The 16,844-nt window shown below is 69.8% G+C and carries 13 protein-coding genes; 6 read left to right on the forward strand and 7 right to left on the reverse strand.

All coding sequences use genetic code 11. The features are described 5' to 3' along the window. Nucleotides 1–221: 221 nt before the first annotated feature. From AB0D34_RS40165 to AB0D34_RS40175, 3 genes are all read left to right on the forward strand, one after another. A complete protein-coding gene (locus AB0D34_RS40165; protein WP_362671366.1) occupies nucleotides 222–1,277 on the forward strand; it encodes a replication initiator in 1,056 nt (351 codons plus the stop codon). A gap of 276 nt (nucleotides 1,278–1,553) precedes the next feature. Continuing rightward, the gene (locus AB0D34_RS40170) at nucleotides 1,554–3,506 is read left to right on the forward strand and encodes a recombinase family protein (protein WP_362671369.1); all 1,953 of its coding nucleotides are present in this window, start codon (nucleotides 1,554–1,556) and stop codon (nucleotides 3,504–3,506) included. A gap of 39 nt (nucleotides 3,507–3,545) precedes the next feature. Next, a complete protein-coding gene (locus tag AB0D34_RS40175; RefSeq protein ID WP_362671371.1) occupies nucleotides 3,546–4,202 on the forward strand; it encodes an ABC transporter permease in 657 nt (218 codons plus the stop codon). A 60-nt stretch (nucleotides 4,203–4,262) separates the two neighbouring features. Here AB0D34_RS40175 and greA read toward each other — a convergent pair whose 3' ends face one another. Together greA and AB0D34_RS40185 are read right to left on the reverse strand one after the other, a co-directional pair. Continuing rightward, nucleotides 4,263–4,763, reverse strand: coding sequence for a transcription elongation factor GreA (gene greA, locus AB0D34_RS40180; protein ID WP_362671373.1), 501 nt, complete (start codon nucleotides 4,761–4,763; stop codon nucleotides 4,263–4,265). A 168-nt stretch (nucleotides 4,764–4,931) separates the two neighbouring features. Continuing rightward, complete coding sequence (locus tag AB0D34_RS40185; protein ID WP_362671376.1) at nucleotides 4,932–5,330, reverse strand: DUF4307 domain-containing protein; 399 nt, start codon at nucleotides 5,328–5,330, stop codon at nucleotides 4,932–4,934. 138 nt (nucleotides 5,331–5,468) lie between these two features. Between AB0D34_RS40185 and mca the strand changes: the two genes are divergently transcribed. Both mca and AB0D34_RS40195 read left to right on the forward strand, forming a co-directional pair. Further along, nucleotides 5,469–6,329: a mycothiol conjugate amidase Mca gene (mca, locus tag AB0D34_RS40190; protein ID WP_362671562.1), complete on the forward strand. Its 861-nt coding sequence runs from the start codon at nucleotides 5,469–5,471 to the stop codon at nucleotides 6,327–6,329. Next, nucleotides 6,322–6,582 carry a hypothetical protein gene (locus tag AB0D34_RS40195; RefSeq protein WP_362671378.1) on the forward strand — a complete coding sequence of 87 codons (261 nt, stop codon included), beginning with the start codon at nucleotides 6,322–6,324 and terminating at the stop codon, nucleotides 6,580–6,582. Before mca ends, AB0D34_RS40195 begins: the two co-directional genes overlap by 8 nt. A 903-nt stretch (nucleotides 6,583–7,485) precedes the next feature. Here AB0D34_RS40195 and AB0D34_RS40200 read toward each other — a convergent pair. After that, nucleotides 7,486–10,686, reverse strand: coding sequence for a tetratricopeptide repeat protein (locus AB0D34_RS40200; protein ID WP_362671380.1), 3,201 nt, complete (start codon nucleotides 10,684–10,686; stop codon nucleotides 7,486–7,488). Nucleotides 10,687–10,914: 228 nt separating this feature from the next. On the opposite strand from AB0D34_RS40200, the gene AB0D34_RS40205 reads away from it, so the two are divergent. Then, nucleotides 10,915–12,945 (forward strand): thioredoxin domain-containing protein, encoded by a 2,031-nt coding sequence (locus AB0D34_RS40205; protein ID WP_362671383.1) that lies wholly within the window; start codon nucleotides 10,915–10,917, stop codon nucleotides 12,943–12,945. A 69-nt stretch (nucleotides 12,946–13,014) separates the two neighbouring features. On the opposite strand, the gene AB0D34_RS40210 is transcribed toward AB0D34_RS40205, so the two are convergent. From AB0D34_RS40210 to AB0D34_RS40225, 4 genes are all read right to left on the reverse strand, one after another. Then, nucleotides 13,015–13,746: a Mut7-C RNAse domain-containing protein gene (locus AB0D34_RS40210; RefSeq protein ID WP_362671386.1), complete on the reverse strand. Its 732-nt coding sequence runs from the start codon at nucleotides 13,744–13,746 to the stop codon at nucleotides 13,015–13,017. 33 nt (nucleotides 13,747–13,779) lie between these two features. Beyond that, nucleotides 13,780–14,412, reverse strand: coding sequence for a TetR/AcrR family transcriptional regulator (locus AB0D34_RS40215; RefSeq protein ID WP_362671565.1), 633 nt, complete (start codon nucleotides 14,410–14,412; stop codon nucleotides 13,780–13,782). Between the two features lie 4 nt (nucleotides 14,413–14,416). After that, complete coding sequence (locus tag AB0D34_RS40220) at nucleotides 14,417–15,961, reverse strand: MFS transporter (protein WP_362671389.1); 1,545 nt, start codon at nucleotides 15,959–15,961, stop codon at nucleotides 14,417–14,419. Nucleotides 15,962–16,066: 105 nt separating this feature from the next. Beyond that, a complete protein-coding gene (locus AB0D34_RS40225) occupies nucleotides 16,067–16,780 on the reverse strand; it encodes a hemolysin III family protein (protein ID WP_362671391.1) in 714 nt (237 codons plus the stop codon). Nucleotides 16,781–16,844 lie beyond the last annotated feature (64 nt).

Consider the following 16,844-nt stretch of genomic DNA (forward strand, 5'->3'; position numbering starts at 1 on the left):
CGCCAACCTCGCCCGAACACGGTTCACTTCATGTGCGTCCACCCAACCCAACATGCACCCGAACAGGCCGGACAGGAAGACCTAACGGAGTCCTACTAGCCTCGCGCTTTCACGAAGTGGGCTGTCCATCTGGTGATCAGGACAACAGAAAGTGCCTCTGACCAGCGAGAATGAGGATTGTCTAGGCCCTTGTTCCCGCCCCTGTCGGAGGCACTTTCCAGGTGAAGAAGCGTATCGGGTCGTACCCGCGTGTCCGCGCTGAGGGCGGAGGTCGCGGGGTGGTCTCGCAGGCTGGGGCCGTGCTGTTGCTGGAGACGGTCCGTAAGTCCGGGCTGGATCAGGCGATATCTGCGGCGCTGACGCCGTGGCGACGTCCGAGGGCGGTGCACGATCCGGGCAAGATCCTGCTGGACGTGGCCCTCGCGGTCGCGCTCGGCGGCGACTGTCTTGCCGATGTCGCCATGCTGCGGGCCGAGCCGCCCGTGTTCGGGCCGGTGGCCTCCGACCCGACGGTCTCCCGGCTCATCGACACCCTCGCCGCGGCCGGGACGAAGGCCCTGTCCGCGATACGGGCCGCGCGGGCCGAAGCGCGTGAGCACGTCTGGAGCGTGGCCAAGAGCGCGGCCCCGGACGCCGCAGGGCAGGTGATCGTGGACCTGGACGGGGTGCTCGTGCTGTCTCACTCCGAGAAGCAGGACGCCACCGCGACCTGGAAGAAGACCTTCGGCCACCATCCCCTGATGGGTTTCGTCGATCACGGCAGCAGTGGCAGCGGAGAACCGGTGGCCGGCCTGCTCAGGCCGGGCAACGCGGGCAGCAACACCGCCGCCGACCACATTGCCACGGCCCAACTCGCTCTGGCCCAGCTGCCGAAGAAGTACCGGCGGGGACGCCAGACTCTGATCCGTACCGACTCCGGAGGCGGCACCCATGAGTTCGTCGCCTGGCTCGCGAAGCGGACTTGCTGGCGCCTCGGCGCCCTGCCGGAGTACGCCTTCCTGCGCCTGCGGGACTGGGCACACACCCTCGGCTACCGCGGCCACATCCTCACCAAATCCCGCGCCTACTCCACCACCTACGCAGCACTCCGCGCCGAACGCGCCCACCACATGGGCCAGGCAGACATGCCCGATGCGGTCACCGAACGGCACTGGCGCTACCTCGGCTCCGGTCACACCTTGGGCGCTGCCCTACTCGCTGTCGGAATCGCGGAAGACCGTGTCTCAAATAGCGAGTTCGCCCGCGAAGTACTGAACGAACAGAGGTGGGGTGAATGAGCTGTCGTAACAAGAAGCAGCCACAGCCTGGCGAAGTGACCTCTCGATGGCGAGCTGTTGAGTGGGGTGATCGCGAAGAACGACGGCTGGCCGATCTCCTATTTAGTCGTCTGCCCAGTGGCTACAAGGACAAGGGGGGTTGTCAAAGAAAGCCCGCCGAATAGCAGGCAGCGCGGCTATCCTGATGGGACATCACCACATGGAGGTCCCAGGGGGTTGCCGCCCCCTGGGACCAGGCCAGTCAAGGACCGGCCTGCCAGTCACGGAGGGACTGACATGGGGAAGAGTACCGTCATGCGCGGGCGTCGGACCGCTCGGGGCGTGATGCGGGTAGCCATCTACCTTCGCGTATCGACCGCAAAACAGATTGAGGGATACGGCCTCGATGCGCAAGAAAAGCAGTGCAGAGCATGGCTCGACTACACGGTCGGCACCGGTAAGTACGAGATCTACAAGATTTACGTTGATGGTGGGGAGTCGGGAAAGAAGGCTTCCAGGCCTGATCTCGACGAGATGACCGAGGCAATTGAAGAGGGCTTCATCGATCTCGTCGTGTTCGGCAAGTTGGACCGCATCGGACGGACCATGGAGGACATCCACCTTTGGGTGTTCAACGCCACCAAGCATCACAAGATCAGGGTCGCCACGGCGGATGGTCGCCTGGACAGTGACGACGAACTGTTCGGCATCATGCTCAGCCTGCTGTCGTACATGGCGGAGTTGGAACACACCCTCATCCTCGAGCGAACCATGGGCGGCCGTGACCAGAAGTTGGCTGCCGGTGGCTGGCCTCTTGGGCAGCCCCCATACGGCGTGGCCCTCAACGGCAAGGGCAGCAAGGCGATTCCCGTCCTCTGCGAGGACGAGGTGAGCGTGATCGACATCGCCACGAATCTGATCGTGGACCTCGGCTACTCGCGGGATGAGGCCGCCGAGCACCTGAACACGCTTGGCTTGCGTTCCCGTAAGGGCCTGTCGTGGACCGGAACGAACCTCGCCAGGCGACTCAACTCGACTGCGCTCGACGGGTATGTGGAGTTCCGTATTGAGCGCACGGCTGAGGACGACGAAGAGGAGACCTTCGAGGTCTTCCGGATCGAGGTTCCCCGTCCGATCAGCGATCCGAAGCGCGTAGAAGCTCTTCGCGCGGCCCTCAACCGGCGGTCGTTCAAGAAGAAGAATCTCACTCACTACCTGTTCACGGGGCGACTGCACGCGCTGTGCGGCGGCCACTACACAGGAGCGAAGCCTGTCGACTCTCCCATTGGTTACTACCGATGCATGGGTAAGCGGCTGGGCCTGAAGTGTGAGTGCGCGGAACTCCCGGCGCCCGACGTCGAAAGAGCTGTCTGGGCCGAGGTTGAGGCTCTGCTGTCCAACGTGAGCAAGTTCAGGGCACTCGCGGGAACTTGGTTGGGAGCGATCCCGGCCCGCGCCGAGACGTATCGGCGGCGTCTCACTGAGCTGGACGTGCAGATCGAGAAGAAGAGGACCAGCCGCAAGGGCCAGCTTCTTGCCAAGCTCACTCAGCTCTTCGAAGACGAGATGGGCGACGGTGCGGGGGACGGCATTGACCAAGACACGATTCGTGAAGTGAAGCAGGCCCTCCGGGCTAAGGAAGGCGAACTCCTCGAAGAACGTGACCGTGTGGCTCGCTGGCTGAGGGAGGCCGAAGAGCAGCAGCAACGCGCGGACGAGATCATTGCCCTGGTGGAGAAGCGGGCGACCGAGATGGAGTCCTTCACGGCAGTGCAGCGTCGAGACCTGCTTGATCTGCTGGACGTCCATGTGCACGTGACCGGCAAGGGGCAGTCGCACCGGAAGGGCATCGCCGACCCCCTCACGGAGTGGCACCGGGGGACAGGCACGCTGGTGCCTCTCAAGATCAGCGATGCGGAGTGGGAGACGGTTGATGCCGTGCTTCCAAACTCTCGCCAGAACTGGACACCCAAGCGCGAGATGTTCGAAGCGATCTTGTGGAAGCTTCGGACTGCTGCCCGATGGAGCGATGTAGAGGTGTCCGGGAACTCCTGGAGCGCGGTCAGGCGGCGCGCGGAGGTCTGGCGCACTACTGGCGCCTGGGCGTCGGCCATGGAAGCTCTGAAGGGCTCTGGCGGGGTCCCTGTGCCACCGCTCATGGTCCTGCCCCATGGAAGTCTGGGGCAGCATCGATCCGAGGTTCGCGGCGCTGGAGCTGGAGACCTGCGACGGGGACGGGGAGGTCTGTAACCAGAACCACACCCACGCACACTTGTCTTCGGCGGCTCCATGAACATCGGCGGTACCACGGACTCCTCCGTCTACCGCGAGTTCCTGATGGCCGGCATCTTCGCGCAGACCGTCACCTTCGCCACCGCGGGCGCCGGCGCCGGCATCGCCGACGACATGCACAAGGGGCTCATCGACCGCTTCCGCTCACTGCCCATGGCCCGCGGGGCGGTTCTCACCGGGCGGACGCTCGCCGACCTGGTGCAGACGGCCCTGACCCTGTTCGTGCTGGCCATGGTCGCTTTGCTGGTCGGCTGGCGCACCCACACCAACATCGGTGAGGTCCTCGGCGCCTTCGGTCTGCTGCTTCTGCTCGGGTACGCGTTCACCTGGGTCGGAGCTCTGATCGGCCTGTCCGTGCGGACGCCGGAGGCGGCCACCTCGGGAGGGCTGATCTGGCTCTTCCCGGTGACCTTCATCTCGAACGCGTTCGTGGACTCCAGCCGCATGACCCCTTGGCTGCGGCACGTCGCCGACTGGAACCCGTTCAGTGCCACGGTCCAGGCCTGCCGCCAGTTGTTCGGCAATCCCGGAGTGTCCCCCTCGACCGCCTGGCCCATGCAGCATCCGGTCTGGGCCTCGCTGATCTACTCGGTCCTGATCGTCGTCATATTCAGGACCCTCGCGGTCCGCAAGTACCGCTCGGCCACGGCATGACAAGACCCCCGGCGCCGCAGGGGCGCCGGGGGTCCGTCAAGGGCGAATCGTCGGCCCGGGTCAGCCGTTGTAGGGCTCGGCCTTGAGGATGGTCACGGAGGCCTTCTTGCCGTTCGGCAGTTCGTACTCCGCGTCCTCGCCGACCTTGTGGCCGATGACGCCGGAGCCGAGCGGGGACTGCGGCGAGTAGGTCTCGATGTCCGCGCTCGCGTATTCGCGCGAGGCGAGCAGGAAGGTCATGGTGTCGTCCTCGTCACCGTCGAAGGCGATCGTCACGACCATGCCGGGCGCCACCGCACCGTCGGCGGACGCCGGAGCCTCACCGACCTTGGCCCTCTCCAGGAGCTGGGTCAGCTGGCGGATGCGGAGCTCCTGCTTGCCCTGCTCTTCCTTGGCCGCGTGGTACCCGCCGTTCTCGCGCAGGTCGCCCTCCTCGCGCGCGGCCGCGATCTTCGCGGTGACTTCCTCGCGCGCGGGACCAGACAGGTACGCCAGCTCTTCCTTGAGCTTGGTGTACGCCTCCTGGGTCAGCCAGGTGACGTCTTCGCTGGTCTGGGTCACAGGTGCTCCTCGTAGGTACTGGGAATACAAAGCATCGCCCTACCCAGAAGAATGTTCCTTCACGGAAGGGCGAAACCACGAGCCTAACAATTCAGGAGCCGAAGGGGGAGGACATAAGCCATCAGAAATACGTCGACGCAGGCCAGCGGCTACGTATCGAGGGTGATGTCAGTCGGCGTGACAGCCCAGCAGCTCGGCCGTGGTGCCCGGGGCCGTCGTACGGAGTGTGACGACCTTGTCGATGCGGGTGGCGTCGCCGTCGAAGCGGAAGTCGGCCCGGCCCACCTCGTCGCCGTCCGCGGCCTGGGAGCGGATCGTGCAGTAGCCGGAGGCGCCGGAGTCCTTGCGGACCTCCAGATGCACCTCGACCGCGGAGGCCTTCGCGTCGAAGGCGATCACCTCGCCGCTGATCTTGTTCTCGCCGACGTAGTGATAGGCGAAGTAACCGATCAGCGCGAGCAGGAGGGCGCCGAGCACGGCACCGGCGATCTTGAGTCTGTGGTCGGCGCGCTCGTCCGAGGAGCGGCCGTAGCGGCCCTCGGGCAGCTGTGTGCTCGCCGTACTCATGATCGTCTCCCTGGGAAACCAAGGCCGTGGAATTTATCGCCCCCCGATTCGGTCACTATAGAAGCCGCCGTTCGCACCCGAAGACACCGGGGGCGCCGACTTACTGAGGATTGAGTCTTGACTGACCAGCTGCGACTGATGGCCGTGCACGCCCACCCCGACGACGAGTCGAGCAAGGGCGCGGCCACCATGGCGAAGTACGTGTCCGAGGGGGTGGACGTGCTGGTCGTGACCTGCACGGGCGGGGAGCGCGGCTCCATCCTCAATCCGAAGCTGCAGGGGGACAAGTACATCGAGGAGCACATCCACGAGGTACGCAAGAAGGAGATGGACGAGGCTCGCGAGATCCTGGGTGTCAGGCAGGAGTGGCTCGGCTTCGTCGACTCCGGTCTGCCCGAGGGTGACCCGCTGCCGCCGCTGCCCGAGGGCTGCTTCGCACTGGAGGACGTCGACAAGGCGGCCGGCGAGCTGGTGAAGCAGATCCGCACTTTCCGTCCCCAGGTGATCACCACCTACGACGAGAACGGCGGCTACCCGCACCCCGACCACATCATGACCCACAAGATCTCGATGGTGGCGTTCGAGGGTGCGGCGGACACCGAGAAGTTCCCGGAGTCCGAGTTCGGCCCGGCGTACCAGCCGCAGAAGCTGTACTACAACCAGGGCTTCAACCGGCCGCGCACCGAGGCGCTGCACCACGCGCTGATCGAGCGGGGCATGGAGTCGCCGTACGGGGACTGGCTCAAGCGCTGGGACGAGTCGCCGATGCGCGACCGCACGCTGACCACGCACATTCCGTGCGCGGAGTTCTACGAGATCCGTGACAAGGCCCTGATCGCGCACGCCACCCAGATCGACCCTGACGGCGGCTGGTTCAAGGTCCCGCTGGACCTCCAGAAGGAGGTGTGGCCGACGGAGGAGTACGAGCTCGCGAAGTCCCTCGTCGATACGTCCCTCCCCGAGGACGACCTCTTTGCGGGCGTCCGGGACAATGCCTGACATGAGCGCAAGCGCAAGCCTGGCAATGACGCACCTCGCGACCCTCGCCCAGGAGGTCGACGAGGACAAGGTGACCCCCGGCGTCCTCGGGTTCATCGTCTTCGCGGCGATGGCCCTGGCGGTGTGGGCCCTGATGAAGTCCATGAGCAAGCACATGGGCAAGGTCAAGTTCGAGGAGTCCCCGGACGAGGGGCCCGCCGAGGACGGCACCACCACGGGCTCCTCCGGCAAGGCGTCACCGGCGAAGGGCTGAGACCACGGGGCCTCAGACCAGCGGGTCCGTCCGGCGAAGGTCCCCTGAGACCGGCCGGGGCCCTCTTCCGGCTGGCACGTGGCCGCCGGCCGGTGGCCCGGTCGTGCCGCGCGTACATCGCGACGACGGGCTGCGGCAGGGGGTACGGCATGTTCTGGTGCGCGGTCTCCGGTCTCCGGTCTCCGGCCGCCGGTCTCCGGCCCCCGGCCGCTGGTCCCCGGCCCTCCGGCCCTGGCTGTCGTTTCCCGGCCGCCGGCCGCCAGCCGCCAGCCGCCAGCCGCTGGTCCCCGGCCCTCCTGCCGCTGGTCCCCGGCCGTCCGGCCGTCGGTCCGCGGCCGCTGGTCCCCGGCCCTCCGGCCGTCGGTCCGCGGCCGCTGGCCCTCGGCCCCCGGCCTCTGGCCGCTGGTCCCTGGCCCCCCGGCCCCCCGGCTGTCGGTTCCCGGTCGCCAGCCGCCAGCCGCCAGCCGCTGGTCCCCGGCCCCGGCTGTCGGTTCCCGGTCCCGGGTCTCCGGCTGCTGGCCCTCGGCCCCCGGCCGCTGGCCCCCGGCCCCGGCCGTCGGTTCCCGGTCCCCGGCCGCCAGCCGCCAGCCGCCAGTTCCCGGCCGCCGGCCCCCCGCCCTCCGGCCGTCGGTCCCCCGGCCGCTGGCCGCCGTCCCCGGTCCCAGGTCGGCCCTCCGGTCGTCGGCTCCCGCTCTGGGTACCGGACCCGAGCTTTCGGTTTCCGGTTCTGGGTTCCCGGGCTCCGGCTCTCGGTTTCCGACCCGGCCGTAGGTTTGCGGTTCTGGGTTCCCGGGGTCCGACGGTCGGTCCTCGGTTCGCCGACCCCGGCTGTCGGCTCACGGGTAACGGCTCCCGGTTCCCGCCCCCGCCCCCGCCTCCGCCCCCGCCCCGCAGGGCCCCGTCTCAGCGTGCAGCCGTGGACGCCACCCCCATGACCTCCCGCGCATGCCGGTTCGGGACCATGCCCAGGCGCCAGGCCTGCCAGCCTGCCTCCAGGTTCACGCCTCGTTCCAGCAGCAGGGCGTACGCCTCCACGTAGTCGTCCAGCTTGCCGTCCCGGGTGGCGTGGCCGCGTCGGCCGAGCTCGGCGAGTTCCTCCTGGGCCACCGCCGAACCCACCTCCACCCCGCCCGCCGCCGCATACGGCAGCAGCGTGCAGCGCAGGAAGCGGGCCCAGTCCTCGCCGCGGCGGTCGCCGTAGGAGGTGAAGAGGGTGATCGCGTCGTCGCAGAGGGTCAGGGCCTGGGGAGTGCGACCGTTGCCCGCGTCCACCACGGCCAGTTCGAGGCAGGTCCAGGCCTCGCCGTGGGCGACGCCGATGCGCTGGAAGTCGGCGCGGGCGTCGACCAGGAGCTGACGGGCGAAGCCGGAGTTGCGCAGCGAGCCGGTCTGGGCGGCACGCTGGTCGCGCGTGACGCGGGCCGAGTGGTGGCGGGCGCAGGCCAGACCGTAGACGTCCCGCATGCGGGAGAACATCGTGCGCGAGCGTTCCAGTTCACGGACCGCGAGGTCCAGGTTGCCCGTCTCCTCCAGCGCCTGGCCCAGGTAGTACACCGTCCACGCCTCGCCCCGCGCGTCCTCGCTGTCGCGGTGGCGGGAGGCCGCCTGGCGCAGCCCGTCCACCGCCGCGGACGGGTCCCCGGCCACCAGACGGGCCCGGGCCAGCTGGGTGAGCGCCCACGCCTCGCCCCGGGCGTCGCGGGTACGGCCGTACAGGTCGAGGGCGGTGCGCAGTTCCGCCTCCGCGCGCGGTATGTCACCCATCCGCAGGGCCAGTTGGCCGAGCTGGAAGTGCGCCCAGGCCTCGCCGTGGACGGACTCGCCGGCGCGGTGGAGGTCCAGGGAGCGGGTGAGGAGGTCCAGGGACTCGGCGACGCGGCCGCGGTCGCGTTCGACCGCCGCCAGGGCGTGCATCGTCCAGGCGCGGTCCGTGGCCAGTTCGGGGACGGACTGCAGGCGCAGGGCCTCCTCCAGCCTTGCCGCCGCCTCCGTCAGCTGGCCCTGGTGGTGCAGCGTGATGCCCAGGGAGCACAGCGCCCTCGCCGCGCCCGCGTCGTGGTGGGCCTCCATGTACAGGTCGACCACGGAGGTGAGCGTCGTGCGCGCCTTGTCCAGTTCGCCCAGCTGGCGGGCGGCGATGCCGGTACGCCACTGCACCGAGCGGACCAGCAGCCCCTGGTCCACCGCCTGCGCCAACTCGCTGATCTCGCCCAGGCGGTAGAGGTCGCCGCGCAGAAGGCAGTAGTCGCACAGCGCGCCCAGGAGGTTCAGGACCGCCGCCTGGTTGACGCCCTCCGCATGCCGCAGCGCCGCCGTGATGAAGCTCGACTCGTCGTCCAGCCAGCGCAGCGCCTCGTCGAGGGAGGTGAAGCCGTGCGGGCTGAAACGGTCGGACCGGGTCGACATGTTTCCGTCGACCAGGCGCAGCACGGAGTCGGCGAGGTCGGCGTAGTTGACGATGAGCCGCTCCTGCGCGGCCGTGCGCTCGGCCGCTTCCTCCTCGTCCAGCAGTCTGGCCTGGGCGAAGGCGCGGACCACGTCGTGGACGCGGTAACGGCTGCCGCGCACGTTGTCGATCAGGCCCGCGCGGGCCAGCGCGACCAGGTGCCGGGTCGCCTCCGTCTCGTCGGTGGCCAGCAGCGCGGCGGCCGCGGCGGCGCCGAGGGAGGCGCGGCCGGCCAGCGCGAGCCGGCGCAGCAGCCTGCGGGCCGGCTCCGACTGATCGGTGTAACGCAGCCAGAGCACCCGCTCGATGGGCTCGACCGGGCCGTAGGCGCCGAGGTCCGTGGCCAGTTGGCGGGGTGAGCGGGGGCCCAGCGAGGAACCGGCTATGCGCAGGGCCAGGGGCAGACCACCGCACAACTCCCTGATGAGATCGGAGGATTGGGCGTCGTACGGTCCCGTGGCCGACTGCGCTGCCGCGTCCAGGAGTTCCTCCGCGCCCGCCGAGTCCAGGGCGGCGACCGGGAGTTCGTACACCTGGGCGGCGAGGTCCGGCGGCAGGTTGAGCGGCTCGCGCGCGGTGACCAGGACCAGGCTGTCGGAGCGCTCGGGGACGAGGACGCGGACCTGTTCGGTGTCCGAGGCGTCGTCCAGCACGATCGTCACCGGCAGGCCTCTGAGATGCTGGTGGTACAGCTCGCTCAGCCGTTTGACCTGCTGGTCCGGTGAGGAACGCTCACGGAACAGCAGTTGCTCGCGCGGGGCACCGAGCCGGTTCAGCAGATGCAGCAGCGCGTCGCGGGTGGAGAGCGGGGACTCCTCCGGGCTGTCGCCGCGCAGGTCCACCACGCAGGCGCCGCGGAAATAGTCCTTGAGGTCGTGGGCCGCGCGGACCGCGAGTGCCGTACGGCCGCTGCCGGGCGGTCCGTGCAGCACGACCACCGTGGGACGGGTCTCGGTGGTCGCGCGCGAGGCCTGCACCCACTGCCGGATCCGGCCCATCTCCGTCCGCCGGTCCGCGAACTCGCCCAGCGGCTCGGGGAGTTGGCCGAACGACTGCTCCAGTACGCTCCTGCCCCGGGCCGCCGCGCTCTTGTCCGTACCGCGCAGTCGCGGGCCCGCCTTCTTCGGGCCGGTGGACGCGCTCAGCACCCGCTGCTGGTCGAGGAAGGGACGGATGCCCCGTACCTCCAGGGCCGTCAGCCACTGGAGCCTCAGCTGCTCCGGACCACCGGGCTGGCCGATCGCGCCCGCCCGGTGGTGCGCGGCCGGCAGATGCGAGCCGGCCACCTTCACCACGGTCGCCGCCGCGCCCACGACACCCACGGCCACGCCCGCGCCGAGTGCCGTGCCCGCGTCGGTGCCGAGCGCGAGGTCGGCCACGGCGGCCGCCAGTGCGGCAACTCCCGCCACCAGCATGGGAGTTCCGGACGCCTCCTTGGAGTACCGCTGCCTGAAGGTGAGTTGACCAGCCTGTGCCTCGTCGAGCGCGCTCGTGTAGGCCTCGTACTCCTCCGCGGCCGTCTGCGCCATCGCGTCCAGCGAGCCACGGGCCCGCGACAGCAGCACGGCGCCGTCGGTCCGCCCGCCGGACCGCCGCACCTCCTCCTCCACGGCCCGGGCCAACAGCCCTTCGGCTTCCGCCCGATGGCTGTCCCGCATGTCACTTCCCCCTCCGGCGGCAACGGCTTTCTTGGTCAAGTGTGCTGCGGACCGGGCATCGGGGCGAGAGGGCGAGCGTGCTCCACATCGACACGGCGGCTCTGGGACCGAGCACACAACCGCGTAGACCACCATCACAGGTGCCGGTGAGCGGGCCGGAAACCCGACGTCACCGTCCGCGGCCCGCCTGACGCCCGATCCCCGGGGTACTGCGGCAGGATGGACCCCATGCCGAACCGACTGGCCCACGAGACGTCCCCCTACCTCCTCCAGCACGCCGACAACCCCGTCGACTGGTGGCCCTGGTCGGCCGAGGCCTTCGAGGAGGCGCGGAAGGCGAACAAACCCGTTCTGCTGAGCGTGGGGTATTCGAGCTGCCACTGGTGCCACGTCATGGCCCACGAGTCCTTCGAGGACCGGGCCACCGCAGAATTCCTCAACGAGCACTTCGTGAGCGTGAAGGTCGACCGAGAAGAGCGCCCCGACGTCGACGCCGTCTACATGGAGGCCGTACAGGCCGCCACCGGGCAGGGCGGCTGGCCCATGACGGTGTTCCTCACGCCGGAGGCCGAACCCTTCTACTTCGGCACCTACTTCCCGCCGGCCCCCCGCCAGGGCATGCCCTCCTTCCGGCAGGTCCTGGAGGGCGTCCGCGCCGCCTGGACCGACCGGCGGGACGAGGTCGCCGAGGTCGCCGGGAAGATCGTGCGGGACCTGGCCGGACGGGAGATCTCCTACGGCGACTCGCAGGCGCCCGGCGAGGAGGAGCTGGCCCAGGCACTCCTCGGGCTCACCCGCGAGTACGACCCGCAGCGCGGCGGATTCGGCGGGGCGCCGAAGTTCCCGCCGTCCATGGTCGTCGAGTTCCTGCTCCGGCACCACGCCCGCACCGGTTCCGACGGCGCCCTCCAGATGGCGCAGGACACCTGTGAGCGGATGGCGCGCGGCGGGATCCACGACCAGCTCGGCGGCGGGTTCGCGCGGTACTCCGTCGATCGCGACTGGGTGATCCCGCACTTCGAGAAGATGTTGTACGACAACGCCCTCCTGTGCCGCGTCTACGCCCACCTCTGGCGCACCACCGGCTCAGACCTCGCCCGCCGGGTCGCGCTCGACACGGCCGACTTCATGGTCCGTGAACTACGCACTGCCGAGGGCGGGTTCGCCTCGGCGCTCGACGCCGACAGCGACGACGGCACCGGCAAGCACGTCGAGGGCGCGTACTACGTGTGGACGCCGGAGCAGTTGCGCGAGGTGCTCGGGGACCAGGACGCGGACCTTGCCGCGCAGTACTTCGGGGTCACCGAGGAGGGCACCTTCGAGCACGGTCAGTCCGTGCTGCAACTTCCGCAGCAGGACACGGTGTTCGACGCGGAGAAGATCGAGTCGATCAGGCGGCGGCTGCTCGACGCCCGCGCGCAGCGCCCCGCCCCCGGCCGGGACGACAAGGTCGTCGCCGCCTGGAACGGGCTCGCGATCGCCGCGCTCGCCGAGACCGGCGCGTACTTCGACCGGCCCGACCTGGTGGACGCCGCGCTCGGGGCCGCCGATCTTCTCGTACGGCTGCATCTGGACGAGCAGGCCCGGCTGTCCCGTACCAGCAAGGACGGCCACGTCGGTGCGAACGCCGGGGTGCTGGAGGACTACGCCGATGTCGCCGAGGGCTTCCTCGCGCTCGCGTCCGTGACCGGGGAGGGCGTCTGGCTCGACTTCGCCGGGTTCCTGCTCGACCATGTGCTGACCCGGTTCACCGGGGAGGAGGGGGCGCTCTTCGACACCGCCGCGGATGCCGAGCGGTTGATCCGGCGGCCGCAGGATCCGACCGACAACGCGGTGCCCTCCGGGTGGACGGCGGCGGCGGGCGCGCTGCTGGGTTATGCCGCGCAGACCGGGGCCGAGCCTCATCGGGCCGCCGCGGAGAAGGCGCTCGGGGTGGTGAAGGCGCTCGGGCCCCGGGTGCCGCGGTTCGTGGGGTGGGGGCTGGCGGTGGCGGAGGCCCAGCTCGACGGGCCGAGGGAGGTGGCGGTCGTGGGGCCGTCGCTCGCCGACGCCGGCACGAAGGCGTTGCACCGTACGGCACTTCTGGGGACTGCGCCGGGGGCGGTTGTCGCCTTCGGGACTCCGGACAGCGATGAGCTGCCGCTGCTTGCCGACCGGGTGCTCGTCGACGGTGAACCCACCGCGTACGTCTGCCGGCACTTCACGTGTGATGCGCCTACGACTGACGCGGATGCGTTGCGGGTGGCACTTGGGGGTTAGGCGTCTGGCGCGCCGTCGTGGCTTGTCGCGCCCCGCGGCGGAGCCGCAAAACGATACGGTCCCGCGCCCCTAGGTCGGAGGCGCGAACTCGGCCAGGACGCTGTCCACGATCGCCTTCAGCTGGTCGTGGTGTGCGCCCTTCCAGTACGCGCGGCCGCAGTCCTCGCACTGGGCGAAGACGTCGTACGAGCGTTCCGTTCCGTGCTCCAGTTGGTCTGCCACCTGGTCCTTGGTGGCCTCTCGCAGCAGGCCGTTGCAGGCCGTGCACCGGGTCCAGGGATGGAGCGCGGGACGGAAGCGGTCCAGGACGTCGTGGAGTTGGTCTTCGGGGCGGGTGCTGTAGACGAAGGCGCCCGCCCAGAGTTCGCGGCGGTGCAGGAGGCCCCGGTCGCGGCTGAGCATGACGCGTTTCTCGGTGGCCGAGCGGGCGGCGAGGGCCGGGTCGCCGATGTCGGTGGACTCGTAGGCCGTGTCGACGCCGAGGAGGCGCAGGCGGCGGGCGAGGGTGCCGAGGTGGACGTCGAGGAGTAAGCGGAGCGGGGCGCCGGGGACCTGCTGGGGGCGGGCGACCGGGTGGACGTCCACGGTGTCGCCCGCGGAGGGGACGTACGACGGCGGGACCTCGCGGCCGTTCACCCGCAGGGCGCCCACCTCGGTCAGCGGGACGCCGGTCGACTCGACGACGTGGCCGAGGGAGGCGGAGCCGTCGGTGGTGAGGGCGGTGCGGCCCCGGCGGCGGCCGCCGGCGACGAACACGGCCAGGCCGGGGGCGAACTCGACGTGGATCTCGGGACCGTTCACCTGGTCAGGATGGCATGGGAGGGGGGAGCGGGCTCAGGGCTTTTTCGGGGGCAGGCCGTGTTCCAGGACGTCCAGGGCGTGGTCCAGGTGGTCGCTCAGCTCGCCCTCGAAGTCGTTCTCCGCCCAGTACAGGGAGACCTCCACGAGGCCGCCGATGAGGGACATCGCGCAGACCCGCACTTCGAGGCTGTCCGGGTCCAGGCCGGAGCGCTCGCCGAGGGCCTGGCGGAGCATGCGTCCGGTCTCCGACATGCTCTCGAGCATCCGGGCGCGGACCGCGGGGACCTGGACCCCGAGGTGGGCGCGCATCCGGGCCACGTCGGGGTCCTCCGCCAGGTTGCCCTGGATGGCGATGCGCATCACGTGGCGCATCGAGTCCATCCACGACTCGTCCGCGGGCCGGGCCCGCAGTTCCTCCAGCATCAGGGGGTCGTACTCGTCCGTGAGGACGATGTCCTCCTTGGTCGGGAAGTAGCGGAAGACGGTCGACGGTGACACCTCGGCGCGCTCGGCGATCTGCTCGACGGTCGTGGCGTCGTACCCCTGCTCCTTGATCAGCGCGTAGGTCGCGGTGCGGATCGCCTCGCGGGTCTTGATCTTCTTGCGCTCACGAAGGCCCAGTTGGGGGCGGTCGGCGGGGGGGAGGGGGGAGCGTGCGGCCGTCATGAGTTCATTGTCGGGCATCGGCCTCCTCGACAGCCATGTCCGGGGCCGTGGAGGTCTTGGTCGGTCGGGGTGTGCCCGGCAGGAACGCGGCGGCGAGCAGTGCCGATACGAGGGCGGCGAGGCCGCAGACCAGCATGACGACGCCCATGCCGTGGACGTAGGCGCTGTTCGCGGAGGCCAGCAGTTCCGCGGAGCCCGTCTTCTCGGCGACGATGTGGGCCGCGACCACGGACTCTCCGGCGGTGTCGGCGGCCTGCGCGGGCAGCGCGGTGACGTCGAGGCGGTCCCGGTAGGTGCTCGCGAGCAGGCTGCCGAGCAGGGCGATGCCGATCGCGCCGCCGACCTGACGCATGGTCATGAGGAGCCCGGATCCGCTGCCGGCGCGGTCACGGGGGAGGGCGCCGAGGGCCCCGGCCATGGCGGGCATGAGCGAGAAGCCGAAGCCGAGTCCGGTGATGGAGAGCCACAGGGCGGTGAAGCCGTAGCCGGAGTCGGTTGTCGTACGGCTGGCGAGGAGCGCGGAGAACGCGAGCACCACCAGGCCGGCGCTGACCGTGGCGCGGGCGCCGAAGCGGGTGACGGCCTGTGGGGCGGTGCGGGAGGCGATGAGGATGCCGCCCATCATCGGCAGCAGGCGTACGCCGGTGCCGAACGCGTCGTTGCCGAGGACGGCCTGGAGGTAGGGCGGCAGCACGAACAGCAGGCCGGACAGGACGAACATCACCAGGGTGGCGGCGATGGTGTTGAAGAGGAAGCCGCGGTGGGTGAGCAGGGTCATGTCGAGCATGGGGCGTTCGACCCGGCGTTCCCGCACCACCAGGGCGGCGATGAGGGCAACGGCGGCCACGAACATGGCCGGCACCAGGGGGTCGCCCCAGCCCTTGGCGGGCGCCTCGATGATCGCGTAGATGAGGGCGCCGAGGCCGGTCGCGGTGAGGGCGGTCGAGACGGTGTCGACCTTGGGGGAGGCGGGGTCACGGGTCTCGGGGAGCAGGAAGACGCAGGCGGCGATGCCGATGGCGGCCATCGGGACGTTGACCAGGAAGACCGAGCCCCACCAGAAGTGGTTCAGCAGCCAGCCGCCGATGATCGGGCCGAGTGGCAGGCCGAGCGCGGAGGCGCCGGAGACGATGGCGTTGGCCTTGGGCTGCTCGTCGTGGGCGAACAGGGTGGGCAGTACGGAGAGCGCGAGCGGGGTGATCAGGGCGGCGCCGACGCCCATCAACGCCCGGGCGGCGATGACCCAGTTCACGTCCCCGGCCAGGGCGCCGATCAGCGAGCCGCCGAGGAAGACCGCGAGTCCCGCGATCAGCATCAGCCGCCGTCCGAAGCGGTCGCCGAGCAGACCGGCGGGGAGCATCAGCGCCGCGAAGACGACGACGTAGGCGTCCGCCATCCACTGCTGCTGACCGGTGCTGGCGCCGAGGTCGGCGGCCATCGTCGGCAGCGCCACGTTGAGGATCGTGGTGTCGAAGCCGAGCGTCAGCATGCTCGCGACGAGGGCACCGAGAGCCCACCAGCGGCGGGGGTCCGGAGTGAGAGTTTCCATGAAATGAGAGTAGCTCGCAAAAGATGGTTCATGTCAATATAGAGTTGCTGTCAACGAAAAAGGGCCACGGCTCTCAAGCCGTGGCCCTGCGAAGAGGTGGGGGTGCTACCCGTGCTGGTATGCCACGAGTGAGATCCCGACGTAGTGGACGATGAACGCGGCCAGGGTCAGGGAGTGGAAGACCTCGTGGAAGCCGAAGTAGCGCGGTGACGGGTTCGGGCGCTTGATGCCGTAGATCACGCCCCCCGCGCTGTAGAGCAGGCCGCCGACGACGACCAGGACGAGGACCGCGACACCGCCCGCGCGCATGAAGTCGGGCAGGAAGAAGACGGCGGCCCAGCCCATCGCGATGTAGCAGGGGGTGTAGAGCCAGCGCGGGGCGCCGACCCAGAAGACCCGGAAGAGGATTCCGGCCAGTGCGGCGGCCCAGATGCTCCACAGCAGCCACTGACCCTTGGCTCCCGGCAGGAGCAGCATGGTCAGCGGGGTGTAGGTGCCCGCGATGATCAGGAAGATGTTGGCGTGATCCAGCCGTCGCAGGACGCCGTCCATGCGGGGGCTCCAGTCGCCCCGGTGGTACAGCGCGCTCACGCCGAACAGCAGGCAGGCCGTCAGGGCGAAGATCCCGCAGGCGATGCGTCCTCTGGTGGAGTCGGCGAGGGCGGTGAGGGCCAGGCCCGAGACGAGTGCGGCCGGAAACATCCCCAGGTGCAGCCAGCCGCGCAGCTTGGGCTTGATCGGCTCGGCGAGCTCCTGGGCGTGCTGCTTGATCTGGTGCGGCAGGGAGGGTGCTTCGGCGTCGTGGGCGGGCGGCGTCATGCCCGGCATCGTACCTACGGGACCGTAAGTTACGCATGAGTACGACGTGAGGAACGGCCAAGAG

Source organism: Streptomyces sp. NPDC048420 (assembly GCF_040651535.1).
GTDB lineage: Bacteria > Actinomycetota > Actinomycetes > Streptomycetales > Streptomycetaceae > Streptomyces.

What these genes read in the sequence shown, in the direction of transcription:
- AB0D34_RS40205 (WP_362671383.1), top strand. Translation starts at nt 10,915, where the DNA reads ATGCCGAACCGACTGGCCCACGAGACGTCCCCCTACCTCCTCCAGCAC.
- AB0D34_RS40200 (WP_362671380.1), bottom strand. Translation starts at nt 10,686, where the DNA reads ATGCGGGACAGCCATCGGGCGGAAGCCGAAGGGCTGTTGGCCCGGGCC.
- AB0D34_RS40195 (WP_362671378.1), top strand. Translation starts at nt 6,322, where the DNA reads ATGCCTGACATGAGCGCAAGCGCAAGCCTGGCAATGACGCACCTCGCG.
- AB0D34_RS40175 (WP_362671371.1), top strand. Translation starts at nt 3,546, where the DNA reads ATGAACATCGGCGGTACCACGGACTCCTCCGTCTACCGCGAGTTCCTG.
- AB0D34_RS40185 (WP_362671376.1), bottom strand. Translation starts at nt 5,330, where the DNA reads ATGAGTACGGCGAGCACACAGCTGCCCGAGGGCCGCTACGGCCGCTCC.
- AB0D34_RS40215 (WP_362671565.1), bottom strand. Translation starts at nt 14,412, where the DNA reads ATGACGGCCGCACGCTCCCCCCTCCCCCCCGCCGACCGCCCCCAACTG.
- AB0D34_RS40220 (WP_362671389.1), bottom strand. Translation starts at nt 15,961, where the DNA reads ATGGAAACTCTCACTCCGGACCCCCGCCGCTGGTGGGCTCTCGGTGCC.
- mca (WP_362671562.1), top strand. Translation starts at nt 5,469, where the DNA reads ATGGCCGTGCACGCCCACCCCGACGACGAGTCGAGCAAGGGCGCGGCC.
- AB0D34_RS40170 (WP_362671369.1), top strand. Translation starts at nt 1,554, where the DNA reads ATGGGGAAGAGTACCGTCATGCGCGGGCGTCGGACCGCTCGGGGCGTG.
- AB0D34_RS40225 (WP_362671391.1), bottom strand. Translation starts at nt 16,780, where the DNA reads ATGACGCCGCCCGCCCACGACGCCGAAGCACCCTCCCTGCCGCACCAG.